Source organism: Bacillus sp. JJ1562 (genome assembly GCF_036962705.1).
Classification (GTDB): Bacteria; Bacillota; Bacilli; order Bacillales; family Bacillaceae_L; genus Ferdinandcohnia.
Genome location: NZ_JBALOQ010000024.1, coordinates 15,075 through 28,989 on the forward strand (window position 1 = coordinate 15,075; position 13,915 = coordinate 28,989).

The window sequence follows — 13,915 nt, forward strand, 5'->3', positions numbered from 1 at the left end:
TGCAAGATTTCATCTCCTTATATACGAATAAGTATCTATTCAACAAAATGTTGTTATTTTCCTTTACTATCCATATCTTTTTCGTTTATTTATCAGCTTTTCTACTACTCTTGATATGCTAGTTCAATAGGTTATGTTAAAATTTACCTAAATACATTGGAGGGATAAACATGGATTTCCTTTCTGTCATATCTTTTTTAGGTGCAGCAATTGTTCTCACCATAATGCCAGGGCCAGATAATCTGTTTACTTTGGCGCAGAGTATTACTAAAGGAAAAAATGCAGGGATCTATACTACACTTGGGCTTTGCACAGGATTATTAGTACATATTACAGCTGCGACCATAGGAATTTCAGCAGTGATCTACAAGTCCGCTTTTGCTTTCACCGTCGTAAAATATATTGGAGCAGCATACTTGTTATTCTTAGCATTTAAGTCTTTCAGAGAAAAAGCTTCGAGTATTAACCTTAACACCGAGCGCACTTTAGACTACAAATTTTTATACAAAAAAGGGGTTATAATGAATCTATTAAACCCAAAAGTTTCTTTGTTTTTCCTCGCATTCTTTCCACAGTTTATAAACTATGAGAATGGACATGTTTCCATCCAAATGCTTGTCTTTGGAATCTTATTTTTAGTTCAAACGTTATTCATTTTTACTTTAATAAGTATCTTTGCCGGCAAAGTTGGATTTTACCTACAAAAAAATCCGACATTTTCAAAAAAAATCAATTATATTCAAGGGTCTCTGTTCACACTTATCGGATTAAAAATTGCCTTTAGCGAAAAATGATCGTTTATACCTTTAATGAGTAGCCTCGTACTACTCTTTCTTCTGTACAATTTCAAAATGGTTATAAGACAAAGCCTTTTAAAGTTACTACTTATTCAACTCTACTGATCATCGTAGTTGGATAGATTTTATCAACTCCTCACATATTAATTGGTGAGGGTGATTGATATGAAATTCGACTATTATATTTTAATTTTAATTTGGATAACTTTTCCGGTGGTACTTTGGAAAGTGATTCCTAGAGAGCGACTTCGCGAATCCATTGCTACTTTTTTGTTCTTTCAAATGTTAACCTGGCTATTTAGCATCGGTCTTACATATACAGGTTTACTAGAAGCACCTGTTAGATTATTTAAACATGCGACAAAAATTAATTTCACGATGGAATTCTTAATTTTTCCTACCATAGCAGTTTTGTTTCAATTGAACTTCCCGAAAAAGGCTTATTTTACGAAGCGATTGCTATATTACTTACTTTGGGTGGGGATTATTCTTTCTTTTATGCTTTTGTTAGGAACATTCACAAACATCATGGTTGTAAAATGGGATAATTTAATCAGAAGTTTCTTTAATTTCTTGATTGAGTTATGGTTATGTCGTAGGTATGTTATGTGGATGACCAAGCACCCAGAGGCTAAAGGGGTTATAACCTCATGAAGATGGAGCATATGATTTTATACATTTGCTATTCATGTACTATTATTTCGTTAGCATTTATTCCAAAGAATAAATTGAGGGAGGCTAGTATAGCCTTTTTGTTTCAACAATTTGTGTCTTGGTTTCTTGGATTGCTTGCTGTAGAACTTCATTTACTTGAATATCCCGTTAGAGAATTCCCTAACGTCAATGGCACTAGCTTTTTATTTGAATTCTTAGTATATCCCGTTATCAGTGTTTTCTTCTGTATCTATTACCCAAAAACGAGTACTAATTGGAAGAAGTTCATTTATATTAGCGCCTTTTGTACAGCAATGACCATTTCTGAAGTCATATACGAAAAGTACACTGATCTTATTAATTATGTACATTGGGATTGGTATGTTAGTTGGATATCGCTATATGCTACTTTATTATTATTATGGAAATTTTATAAATGGTATTTTAAATTGACCTAATTAGCATAATTCACAAAGTCCTGCCCTACTAGTGAAATGTGTTATTGCATATTACAGAAACGCATCCGATCGTATAAGTGAATATATTCACAATTTTATTTAATGATTACAATCTCTTATAATTTTGAGTTAATAAATAAATAACCCTATCCTAAAAATAGGACAGGGTTAGCTTTAAGATAACTCTCTACTGAACTTATGCTTAAAAGAAAATCGTTTAGAAACGAGGTTAGTTCTATTTCAGTCCTTAATTATTATGAGCAATTTGAATAAGGTTGCCACATGTATCGTCGAAAACAGCTATTGTGACTGCCCCTGCGTTTGTTGGCTCCATTTTAAACTTCACGCCAAGTTTCATTAATCGTTCATACTCTTTATGAACATCTGCAACCCCAAACATGGTTGCTGGTATGCCATCAGCAAATATCTTCTTTTGATACTCTTTGGCAGCCGGATGGTTATTTGGTTCAAGCAATAGCTCGGTACCTTCTTCTTCCTCTGGAGAAACAAGTGTTATCCATCTATATTCTCCCATCGGAACGTCATGTTTTTTTACAAAGCCTAGGGTTTTAGAATAAAACTCCAATGCCTTGTCTTGATTTTCTACGAATAAACTGGTAACAATGATTTTCATACTGTTTTGCCTCCTATGATATTTCCTCTGTATGGTGCGTTGTAATCTATCTAAAAGAAAACAACTCACATATTCGTAAGAAGTTCTGGTCCGGATTTATCATAACACTTTTATCAGTATTTCAAAATCAATCCTTCTTTAACCAGTTTTATTTATATAAATCTGTATAACTTTTTAATCATAAAGCCTTGCCCATAATAACATATGGAGAATCATTCTTATTTGGAATAAATGGCTCTTTTATTACCACCCAACCCAATCCTTGATACAAATTACGTGCAGATTTATTATTTACTTGAGTTGTTAATACAGCGGTTTTATTCGTTACTCCCTTTAGCAATTCATGAATAAGCTCTTTTCCGTAACCCTGTTTCCTATGATTTGGATGTACTGCTAATTCTACAAACTCAAAACAATCTTCAAGCCATTTTTCATACTTTATTGGACCAAGCTCTTTTGCAAGTAACTCATGATAATATTGACCTGATCTTGATGTATACCCATAAGAAAATCCTAGAATTTCCTCTCCATTTGACTTCATTATATATCCCCTAAAACCATCATAATTTAAGTGTTTTTTCAAACGTTCTTTAATTGATTGATTCCATACTTGTCTATAAAGACCATTAATGGTTTCTAGTAAGTTTTCATCCTTGTCTATTTTTTCCACCTTTACCACCCGATTCACCCCAATTATCTACCTTCTAAAAGTTTTTTAAATTTGTATTCTGTTATGTTAACTGTAGCAATCAGTTTGATTAATAAATATTAGAACAAATAATGTAGCCACTTTTTGTTCAGGTTGGCAGGTTAAATTGGTAGAATGGAATGATTTAGTTCAAGCCTCATTCTATAATGGTTCATAATTCTTAACTGTTCCTCAGTTAGCTTTTCTTTATCCAAGTACATATGCATTAAACTGTATTCAAATATTTCTTTTAATTTGATAAACAGTGGTAGTTTTTCTAACATTTCCGAGGAGAGTTCATTTTCCTCTTGGTATCCTTCGATGATTGCTTTGGTAATAGCTCTTCCATATTCAACTATGCTACCTCCACCTGCAAACGTATACTCCATCGCACTATATATTGGAACTGCTAAATCAAAAATATAAAAATGTTTCTCACAATCTTGAAAATCAACCATTGTCAAATTCGAATCATTATCAACCAATATATTTTCTAACCATAAATCGCCATGTAACAATCCATAATTTGAATTATTTTTTGGGATTTTTTTTATAGTTGTTAAAACCTCATTTGCAATCTCTCTAATAACACGTTCTTCCTTAGGAATATATTTGAGAAAGTCATATTCCTCGTTATCATGCCAATCATTGATATATCTAGTTGGATGCATCTCTTCATACTTTCTCGACAAACGATGTAATTTACCTGTTTGTCGACCCAATTCTTTTAATACATCTGCATTCCATTGATTTCTTGGGAGGTGTACTCCAGGAGCTGATTTATAAAGAACTGTTAAGATTTCATTGTTTTCAAGTGTTATCTTTTCTACTACCTTCCCATTTAAAGAAGGTATTGCTGGTGATACACCCAATCCTTCATTAAATAAAAAGTCCGTATAATTAACTTCTTCTAGCTGCTCATCGAAATTTTTATAGTTTGTAATTCTAGCAAAGTATTTACCATTTTCAGTAGTGCAACGAAACATCTGATTTGTAACTGATTCCACATTAATTATATTTACAGGATATATTTTGTTAAGTAGTTCAAGTATTGTTTGTACCAAAACTATTCATCCTTTCTATAATATTCACTATCTATCACTCTTTTTTATTTAATATGGATCTAGCAGGTAATCTTAATTTTGAACCAGTATCAAACAATTAGGCACGGAGCCCTCATAGAAAACTTCTAATTTCTCTAATGTTAGGTAATGCAAGCTTATAACAGTTTTGGGAATTAGTGAATCCTCTACGCTGTAGTCATCTTCCATTACTCGCCAAAGCTCAAGTTCCTTCCAAGTATTCGCATATTTCCCTATATAACCAGCAAGGTGCGAAACTGCTTTTTCTACACCCGTTACTCTATAAATAAACTTCTTTTCCGTTAAAAAACGAGCATAAGGATTCTTGAAGTCTTCCTCGATTTGCAACGGACTATTATGAAGTTCCTCTGGTAGTTTGATATAAAATACTTTAATATTACGGTCAATTTTACTTAAATTAATTCCACGAATTTGTATTTGTTCCGCAGTGAATCCCATTTTAAGTAATTCATTGTAAGATTTAATCTCTTCATCTGCCAATGCCTTCTCAAAAGATGATAGCTTCTGATTACAAGCGATAAATTCATAAACAGCCAATATTTTACCTCTTTCTGCAAATAATCTTTAAATCCCGTCGCTAGTTTAATATCTGAAACAAAGCTTGTACCCTACATTCTACTTTTCTGTACTATCACGATAAACAATTACGCTTTGTATACCACATGAGATTAACAATAGGAAGTAACCAAGTCATTAGACCAGGCACGAGACTACCAACATTAAGGAAACCAATCATTTCTAATCCTCCTTAGATCTTACCAATATAACATTAACATAATATTCCAAATGATTATATAAAAAATAAAAATCTTAAATTTGATGATCTTTTTTCATTCATGCACCCCTTAATTGCTTTTATTGAAAACACATCTAAATAATTTATAAAAAAAAAGTGAAGAATAAACTTGTCATGACACTATATTTTAAAAATAGCCTTGAAAGGCGGTTAAATATCATGGGTAAAAAAAAGGGTAAACTATGGACAAACCAATATGTAATTATTATTTTATTGTCTTTAGTAATGTTCGCTGCTTTTTATATGATTACAGCAGGTTTCCCAATTTTTGTATCAACTATTAGTGATAATCCTGCGATTGCAGGAATCATGACCACAACTTTAATGGTAGCATCACTAATTACACGCTTCTTTGCGAGTGTAATTATCCAAAAAGTTAATATGAAATTGCTTCTTATTATTTCCCTCCTTTATTTTTTGGGAACAATCGGTCTTACTTTTGTGAACGACTCTATCGGATTTTTAATATTCATTCGAGCACTACAAGGTATTGGATTTAGTATGCTTACGATTTTGGTCTTTACGATGTCAAGTAATATTGTTCCTAAATCTCGGTTAGGTGAGGGCATTGTTTTTTTTGCAATGTCTACTAGCGTTGGGACCACAATGGGGCCACTAATCGCCATTTCTTATCTTGCAAAGTATTCATTCAAGTCCATGATGATGTTAACTCTCGGTCTTATGGCTTTTTCATTTGTTTGCAGTTTTTTCACAAAAAATACAGTTATAGAAAAAAAGGAAAGTTCACAGGAGAAAAACAAAGAACCTTTCTATAAGTACATGTTCGATAAGCGAGTCCTTCTTCCATGTATTCTGGTAGCATTTAATTATATTACAATTGCAGGGACAGTTAACTTTATGGGGGCATTTGGAAAAGAAATTAATGTTGGCGGAAAGATTTCACAGTTTTTTATTGCACAAGGGATTGCTATGGTATTAGTTCGATCTTTCTCTGGGAAAATTTTCGATAAATTCGGCCACAAAATCCTTATTATTCCAGCTGCGATTTCAGGTGCTGGAGGTTTGATCTTATTAGGCTTTTCTACTAAAATGTGGATGATTTGGGTTTCAGGGGTATTATTTGGAATCGCATTTGCCATCATCCATCCAATTATCCAAGCTTGGGCATTAACTCTTGTTCCACCGGAGAAAAAAGCAACAGCTAATTCTATGCTCCTTATTTTTATAGATTCTGGTCTCGCTATTGGATCGGTAGGTCTTGGGTTCTTAGCTAAAAGTGTTGGGTACGGTATGACTTTTAGTTATTCTGCAGCTTTTATGATAATAATTTTGTTAGTGTATCTAATTGGGAGCAAGAAAACGGTGGCATTTGAAGCTAATTCGGAAAAAAAATCTTGAACGAACATACTAGCATATGATCGGAATAAACCATAAAAAACCGGGGCTGTACCAGTGTCAACATTGAATTTTGGGACAGCCTTTATTTGACTAAAACCCCGAAAGTTTAAGTGGAACCCTTCACATGCTTCATTTTAATCATTGATTTTAAATAGACCCAGAGTAGACTAATACTGTTTTTTCCCTTTTATTCATCGGTTTCCTCACTTGCAATTACCCCCTATATAAGGAAAAAATTATTGCAACGTTTTATCAATCGTATAAAGTTTAACTAAATAAATTGAGTTAATAACTGATTAAACTTGTCACGTTCTTCCCAGAAAGGACCATGGCCACTATATTCAAACGGGACTAGCTGAGAATTTCTTATTTTTTGGTTTACCTCGTGAGCTTGTGCAAATGGAATAACCTTGTCATGAATACCGTGAACGATTAAGGTAGGAACATTGATTTTCGGAAGATCCGCATGCAACTTCTCGTCTCTTAATGTCTTTATTATAGCAGCCGTCGACCAACTTGCTGCTTGCAACCCCATTTGAAAAAACCAGTCTGAGAAAGGCTTAGTTATATACTGAAAGAAAAAGCTATCTGTTATGTGCTGCATCATTTTAGGGCGGTCATTTAAGAGTTCTTTAAGAAAGGTATTCGCAGTTTCTGAGGTAAATCCGGTTGGAGCTGCCGCATCAACAAGAACAAGCTTTGATACCGCCATACCGTTGTAACGAGACATATAGCGTATGGCGATAGCCCCACCAGTGGAGTGGCCAACCAGAGTAAAATTGTTTAATTGAAGTGTACCAATCAGTGACCGAATATCATCTGCCAGTCTGTTAAAAGAATAACCACTCATTGGTTTATCTGACTTTCCGAACCCTCTCCAGTCAACTCCGATACAACGGTATCCCATTGCAGGAAGAACATTGAACTGATACTCAAACTGTTTATGACTTAACGGCCAACCATGTAAAAACAAAATGGTCTTACTTCCCCCAGGGTTAATATCTTCAACATATAAATTTACACCAGAATCTACCGTAATAAAATATCCCATGAATTTTCCTCCTTATTTAAAAAGGTTTCAACACTAAGATATTCATTTTTGAAAAATTAGGTGTATACCTATTTTTTTATCCTTCTAATGTGCCAAATAATGATATAGAAATTCAGCATATTATGTTATGGTGAGCGTGTGAAAAATAGCTTGTTCCTTTGGGATAATCGATTTTCGATTTCCTCGTGAGCTTTAAAATACTATTCAGTTGATTTGTAATCTAACCAGATACAAATTAAAGTTACCATGAAAAATAATAAAGCGAGAAAAACCTTTTAATGACAATTCCCTTTTTCATCTCCGTACCATTGCATTATCCTTCAATGTTTTTAACACGTAATTTTCACGTCTAATCCAACCATTCTGTTGTAGCTCTGCTATTAATTTATCGTTTTCTTCAATCGCTTCATCAAGCGTGATCCAAACAGGATTAAATTCCAAATCCAGCTCATATTCATCTAATACCTGATCTACCATCTTCGAAGTTCTAAGACTACATTCGAAGTAGTGAGATGTCATATGAAAAATAGCATTCGAATCAAATTCATCTAAACGACTTTCAACTACCAGCCCAATTTTCTCTCCAACTTTACAATCTACATATCCTGTTTCCTCAGCAATTTCTCTAACCAATGCTTCTATATGACTTTCATTCTTTTCCACTCCACCACCGGGAAACTTATAATCTCCTTTATTGTTCTGGATCAGTAATATTTTATCTTGTGAAATAATTACAGCCCGAACTGCTTCTCTATAATTTACTTTCTTTTGAGTTTGTATGTTGTACTCGTTCCCTATTACCTTGTGGAACATAAAAATTTCTCCCCCTATCAGTTACAATAATGGATCTAAACTATACTAGTTAAAGGTAGTTCCTTAAAATCCATTTCCTATCATACCTATAATAAAAATCAGAAAAGCTACAGGTAGAATGATCAAAATAGTCGCTGATGCCTTTCTCCAAAATCCGCTTGTACTATACCAAGAAGCGAATGCCGAAGCCAAATATCCAATAGCAATAATCAAGATCCATAATTGCCCAATGTCTTTCCCAACGATAGTTTGTAAAATTAAATAAGTCACAATTAAAATTAAGATTGATACAATCCCCAAGTATTTACGCAATCTTATCTCCCCCTTCACCAAGAAAATTTTACCATGAAATACAATTCCCTATAAAAGTTTTTTAATAAAGAGATGCAAAAAAGTCATCCTATATTTAAACAGGATGACTTACCCCATATAGATTAAATCTTTTTATGTGAAATCCTTTCACTTAGTCCTTGAACAGATGCATCCTTTAGTTGAAGAACATCACATAAATTACTTTCCCAGAATTCTTTTATAATCCTTCTCTAATTTGATTAAACTAAAGTCATTACTGTTTTTTAGCTTGCTCCAGCGTCTCAAATACTTGACGTAATTCAATCTCACCTTCCCCATGTCCTTGGGGGTCCGGCATCCTCATGGCCCACTCGATGGCTTCTTCTCTCGACTTCACATCAATCAAAATGAACCCGGCAATCAATTCTTTCGACTCCGTAAATGGGCCATCCGTAACCACTGGCTTTTCCCCTGGTTTCGGATACGAAATGCGAATCCCATTTGAACTTGGATGAAGTCCTTTAGCCGCAACCCGCACGCCTGCCTTAACTAATTCTTCATTGTACTTCGTCATGGCTTCCATGAGCTCAGTGCTCGGGAGTTTTCCGGCTTCCGAATTCTTCGAGGCTTTGACAATCAGCATAAACAGCATAAAAATTTCCTCCTTCTTTTTTAGGGGCAAAACCCCTAATTGACCTATTAATAAATACAACGAACCGGTATCGTGAACCTCTCCAGCTAATTTCCAACGCAATTTGATGGAGCATCCCTTATCTTAAATACAGTACAAAAACAAGCGATCAAGCCACCTTCGGTGTCTCTAGTGCCTGAATAAGACTAATGAATGAAGACAAGGTTTGAAATGCTCTTTTTGCCAACACAGGAACTTTTGCCTGCAAGGACAACCATGAATTTTCAGACATGGATTTTTGGTAGGCTCGAATAAAGTAGCGAGCTGCAATGTTATAACTAGCCGATAGGTCAGCATGATACACCTTGCTCGTCGCAAATGTGGCAAGGTCTTTTTTATTGTTTCTTTCTACTGCGCCGGAACCATCATATGCTAACGCACTGGTGTTACGCGCATTTACCCTAGAAATACGTATACCTACATAGTGAGCCATTTCCGTTACTTTATTTTGTATTGCCGTTTTTCGCCAGTAGCGCAATTTGAAACGAAGTTTCTTAGCGCCCCAAAAACCTTTCGGTATTTTCATTTTATCGAGATACTCAAACACAATTACATCACAATAATGTTCTTTTGCGAATTTCACAATCTCATGTGTTGTATGGTTTATAATGTGTTTTTGCAACCCATTTATTTGTCGCCAATAGTTCGGTGCTGATACCCAACCTGATACACGCTGCACTTTACGAAGTTTATTTGTTAATCGATACAACCGGTCTTTTTCTTTGGCTTGATTAATGAAATTCCGAGCCAAGACAGTTCCTTTTGCATCAACTATTGAACAAACCGCAGAGTTCGTGATCCCCAGGTCTACTGCACATACTTTTTGGTCCTTTAATTCTGTCATGCTCAACTCTACCTTGTTTGTATAGCAAAAATTTAAAAAGTATTTCTTCCCAACTTTAACAAGCTTCGGATTATGTTCTTTCCAATCCCAAACGTCACGCTTGTATAGATCCTGCTCTTTATATTCGATATCTACCCATACCCAGTCATTGTTGTGAAACACTTTGATTTGGGCAGTAGTATCCGATGTTCTTACGAACATGTTCCCGCGGTAGAATACCGGGAACTCCTTAAGAATCACCTGTAAACTAGGTGAATTCTTTTTGATTTTCTTACCCTCTGAAAGAGCTGTATCCCTTTCTTTTTCCCAATTCCGATAGCTAGAACGATAACTTTTTACTTTACCAAAAGCGGTAACAATAGCGCTTCTCCTGAAATAAGAGGGGAATTTATAAAAACAAGAGTTAAATTCTGTGTATTTTGGACTGGGGTTTGATTTAGTTGTATGTATTAGTTTTTCTACTGCCGGAACAATAGTTTTTGCAGAAAAAACAGTAAGATTATCAAACTCTTTATCTATAACCTCTATAATAAAAGTCAATGCCTCATTATAAACAGTTAACGTATCATCAAAGATATTTGAATGATTCACTATTTTGTGTCGTAGTGTTTTAGCAACCTTCATTATTATCAAACCCCCCTTACCGAAACATATGTTCTATGTTGTAGTATACTATGAAGTGATTTAGTTGTAAACGAAGAAAGGATGAAATTATAGCTGATTATAATAAAAATAGACACGCTTACTATAAGTTGACTTATCATTTAGTTGTTGTTACAAAATACAGACACAAATGTATATCGGAAGATATTATGACTAGGTTGATTGAAATAACAAAACAACTATTTGAACGTTGAAATTTCACGCTAATTGAAATGAACGGAGAAAAAGATCATATCCATATTTTATTTGATGCGCCGCCACAAATTAACTTGGCCAACATAATTAACAACTAAAAAACATTTACATCTCGATATATAAGAAAAGAGTTCCCGGAGAAACTCTCGAAGTATTATTGGCAACCTTATTTTTGGATCCGTAGCTATATGATATTATCGACGGGTGGAGCAACAATTGATGTAATTAAAAAGTATATAGAAAATCAGGGAGAATAAGACCTTAGCACCTAACCCCCACTAAATCAAAAGATTTTGAAGGGGAATGCGGCGCTAATTTTTGTTCAAAAGATATCCTTTTAAATATTCTATAAAATCAAAAGATATTCCTTCCAATACCCTTCTTATATATGCCTCCCTTTACTTGAATAAGAAAAAATGCGATACTCCCCTCTTGAAGCAACGCACACGTTCGTAAATAAGAAAATTAATTTTATTGATTAGGATTTATAACCAAATTTAACTATATAACTCTAACAAAGTTGAATTAGGAAAAAATAACTTGTAAACTTTAAACAGCCAATGCAATGTACCATCCCTGACAAAGTTTTTACCACTGAATGACAGGTTGTTTTCCACTTCAAACCTTCTAGTGATAAAGGAAAGAAAACATAGTTTTGAGAAACAAAAATGTTATAGTTGTTATCCAAATTTTTATTGATTTTCAATAAGATTAGTCTTCCTCAATCAGGCCAGATTGTTGAAGACCATTTGTTTAAGTTTTCGCTATTTACTTAAAAAAGGATTAACTGGGGGTCACAGCTTTTTAGAGTAAAGTGTACATCAATTAAAAAACATACGCGAAAAACCCCTGGAAATCTGTCTGTCAAGGTGGAGAAGATATCAGGGGTTTAGTATATATTATTAGGTAGAATCAGTAACCGTGTGACCGACCGCAATCTGTTCTTGAAATGACTTTCACATAATGCCAATGGGCAGGACTCTGAGGAGATCTCGTTTTTATTGATTGAAGCAACAATCAAGTCATTTAATTCCCATGGTGCTACCCCTTAGAAGGGCGTAACTACAGTGTTTACCTTTACCTTAAGGTCTACTCTTTTATAAAACAGGACGTTTAAAAAACGCTACTAGACGCCCCTCATAAGGAACAACTGTTGTTAGTTCCCAATTATTACGTCCCCAAAGAGAAAGAGCATGGTCTAGCATCCCCTCGCTCATTTCGGGGTTATCTATTTCAAGATAATCTCCCAATCCGACCTCAACACTGTATTCCCAACCGTGATCCTTTCGTTCGCCGTTGTCGATTTTTTCTGTTAAAAATGTACCAGTAAATTCGTTAAATTTCGTAATGCGGCTGGATGCACGTGAAAGTGCTTCGACAATCTCGCTTCTTTCCGTTTTTTCAAGTGCTATGATATCTGGTGATCGGGGTATACGAAACTGAGTATGATCGTGAAACACACGGGTGACCAGGCTTCCCATCAGAGTACCATCCGCTTTTTTGCAAATATGCCACATGCACCGTTCCCGTTCTTCCGGTGGCCCCCAATACTCTACGGAAGAAGCCAAATGGTCAGACTCCAGGACAAATCCTTCACTCTCAAGTTCTTTGATCAATGGTCCGAATAACTTACGTCCGAAGATACCGTAAGCAAATTCCCCTGACTTATCAAATGCATCCTTAAACTCCGATTGATGTTTTTGCAAAACGGATTTCCAATTTTTCCTAGTATATTGCTTCATGTAATATGCAAGCGTATGAATGGTAATTTCTTTTTCCTGCGTAAGAACTTCTTTTAGTGAATTCATGTTAACACCTCTTTCGAATATTTTTCCCACTCATATAAGACATTTCTGTGCCTATTACTATTAATTTATTTGCTTGCGTTGAACTGTAATTGTTTTTTGATATAATATGATAAATAAGAATCTTATCTCGCCTAACAAATATCTTATCTCGTGAGATAAAATAATTATATGTGGAGGTTTACTACAATGTCAACAAAAAATCTTTCGAGGGAACAATTATTAGAATTGTTCAATGAGGAATTGCGAAACTTCAGCACGGAAACCATCATGTTCCATCAAAACGTGGCTGAAAAACTAGGCTTGAATTCCACAGATCACAAATGCCTGGACATTATCTTAAGGAACTATCCGATGACTGCCGGCAAGCTAGCCGAAATGACCGGATTTACGACAGGGACCGTTACAGGTGTGATTGACAGGCTTGAAAAAGCTGGTTATGTATACAGAGATAAAGATTCAAACGACCGCAGACGTGTCATCATTAATGCCAATCTTGAAAAAGCGGAGAAAGAAATTCTCCCTCTCTTCGCTTCTTTTAGTCAATCCATGAGAGAACTATTCGAAAAATATAATGATCAGGAGATTAAATTTCTTTTTGACTTTGTAGTCCGCAGCCGAGCTATACTTTGCGAAGAGTCAAAGAAATTAAGCTAACATGAAATCATTCAAGACAACCTTACAGATGAAGTTAGAGAAGATTTGTCAAGCATTTGAAAAGACATTTGGGTAATCCTAAATAGCCCAAAACGATATTCCACAGCCGGGAGCGATTGTGGAAGACGTTTAGTCTAATTCCTCGGAAAAAAGTAGAGGAATTAGACTTTTTTTATCTCTTAAAAATCCTTAGCATTGTAAATCCATTTTTCTTGACATTACCCCATCGGCAAACTTGTTGGCAATAAGTGGTAAATCAAGTGCGATTGCTGGTAAAAAACATGGCAGAAGTCGTACTTTCTTATGGCCGTAATCATACTTCCCGGTATAATTGAAATTCCAAACAACATACATCCCATTATTTGTTTTTTTACCTTCCCTTCCATCTCTTATCTCCCTTTTATTAAAGTTTTTTC

Annotated in this window: 15 protein-coding genes and 1 pseudogene; 6 read left to right on the plus strand and 10 right to left on the minus strand. The window is 34.8% G+C overall.

Features of this window, described 5'->3' with window-relative positions; translation table 11 throughout:
* Positions 1-170: 170 nt before the first annotated feature.
* From V7097_RS15800 to V7097_RS15810, 3 genes are all read left to right on the plus strand, one after another.
* Entirely contained in the window at positions 171-794 is a 624-nt protein-coding gene (locus V7097_RS15800) for a LysE family translocator (protein ID WP_335704598.1), read from the plus strand.
* A 168-nt stretch (positions 795-962) separates the two neighbouring features.
* On the plus strand, positions 963-1,451 hold the full coding sequence (locus tag V7097_RS15805) for a CBO0543 family protein (protein ID WP_335704599.1): 489 nt from the start codon (positions 963-965) through the stop codon (positions 1,449-1,451).
* An 11-nt stretch (positions 1,452-1,462) separates the two neighbouring features.
* A complete protein-coding gene (locus V7097_RS15810; protein WP_335704781.1) occupies positions 1,463-1,909 on the plus strand; it encodes a CBO0543 family protein in 447 nt (148 codons plus the stop codon).
* 247 nt (positions 1,910-2,156) lie between these two features.
* On the opposite strand, the gene V7097_RS15815 is transcribed toward V7097_RS15810, so the two are convergent.
* The 4 genes from V7097_RS15815 to V7097_RS15830 all read right to left on the minus strand — a co-directional run bounded on the left by V7097_RS15815 (position 2,157) and on the right by V7097_RS15830 (position 4,871).
* The gene (locus tag V7097_RS15815) at positions 2,157-2,543 is read right to left on the minus strand and encodes a VOC family protein (protein ID WP_335704600.1); all 387 of its coding nucleotides are present in this window, start codon (positions 2,541-2,543) and stop codon (positions 2,157-2,159) included.
* 178 nt (positions 2,544-2,721) lie between these two features.
* The gene (locus V7097_RS15820; protein WP_335704601.1) at positions 2,722-3,213 is read right to left on the minus strand and encodes a GNAT family N-acetyltransferase; all 492 of its coding nucleotides are present in this window, start codon (positions 3,211-3,213) and stop codon (positions 2,722-2,724) included.
* Positions 3,214-3,353: 140 nt separating this feature from the next.
* Positions 3,354-4,295: a phosphotransferase enzyme family protein gene (locus tag V7097_RS15825; protein WP_438824245.1), complete on the minus strand. Its 942-nt coding sequence runs from the start codon at positions 4,293-4,295 to the stop codon at positions 3,354-3,356.
* 72 nt (positions 4,296-4,367) lie between these two features.
* Positions 4,368-4,871, minus strand: a complete 504-nt coding sequence (locus V7097_RS15830; RefSeq protein WP_335704602.1) for a hypothetical protein — start codon at positions 4,869-4,871, stop codon at positions 4,368-4,370.
* A 418-nt stretch (positions 4,872-5,289) separates the two neighbouring features.
* On the opposite strand from V7097_RS15830, the gene V7097_RS15835 reads away from it, so the two are divergent.
* Positions 5,290-6,489, plus strand: a complete 1,200-nt coding sequence (locus tag V7097_RS15835; protein ID WP_335704603.1) for an MFS transporter — start codon at positions 5,290-5,292, stop codon at positions 6,487-6,489.
* Between the two features lie 271 nt (positions 6,490-6,760).
* Here the strand turns inward: V7097_RS15835 and V7097_RS15840 are convergent, their stop codons facing one another.
* The 5 genes from V7097_RS15840 to V7097_RS15860 form a co-directional block, all read right to left on the minus strand.
* Positions 6,761-7,540, minus strand: a complete 780-nt coding sequence (locus V7097_RS15840; protein ID WP_335704604.1) for an alpha/beta fold hydrolase — start codon at positions 7,538-7,540, stop codon at positions 6,761-6,763.
* 294 nt (positions 7,541-7,834) lie between these two features.
* Positions 7,835-8,353, minus strand: coding sequence for an NUDIX hydrolase (locus V7097_RS15845; RefSeq protein ID WP_335704605.1), 519 nt, complete (start codon positions 8,351-8,353; stop codon positions 7,835-7,837).
* Positions 8,354-8,416: 63 nt separating this feature from the next.
* Positions 8,417-8,665 (minus strand): hypothetical protein, encoded by a 249-nt coding sequence (locus V7097_RS15850; RefSeq protein ID WP_335704606.1) that lies wholly within the window; start codon positions 8,663-8,665, stop codon positions 8,417-8,419.
* Between the two features lie 253 nt (positions 8,666-8,918).
* Complete coding sequence (locus tag V7097_RS15855) at positions 8,919-9,296, minus strand: YciI family protein (RefSeq protein ID WP_335704783.1); 378 nt, start codon at positions 9,294-9,296, stop codon at positions 8,919-8,921.
* Positions 9,297-9,444: 148 nt separating this feature from the next.
* Positions 9,445-10,803, minus strand: coding sequence for a transposase (locus tag V7097_RS15860; protein ID WP_335704607.1), 1,359 nt, complete (start codon positions 10,801-10,803; stop codon positions 9,445-9,447).
* Positions 10,804-10,931: 128 nt separating this feature from the next.
* Here V7097_RS15860 and tnpA point away from each other — a divergent pair.
* Positions 10,932-11,294, plus strand: a pseudogene (gene tnpA, locus V7097_RS15865) (IS200/IS605 family transposase).
* An 840-nt stretch (positions 11,295-12,134) separates the two neighbouring features.
* On the opposite strand, the gene V7097_RS15870 reads toward tnpA, so the two are convergent.
* Entirely contained in the window at positions 12,135-12,845 is a 711-nt protein-coding gene (locus tag V7097_RS15870; protein WP_335704608.1) for a DUF6022 family protein, read from the minus strand.
* A 186-nt stretch (positions 12,846-13,031) separates the two neighbouring features.
* Here V7097_RS15870 and V7097_RS15875 point away from each other — a divergent pair, with 186 nt between their 5' ends.
* Positions 13,032-13,499 (plus strand): MarR family transcriptional regulator, encoded by a 468-nt coding sequence (locus V7097_RS15875; protein ID WP_335704609.1) that lies wholly within the window; start codon positions 13,032-13,034, stop codon positions 13,497-13,499.
* Positions 13,500-13,915 lie beyond the last annotated feature (416 nt).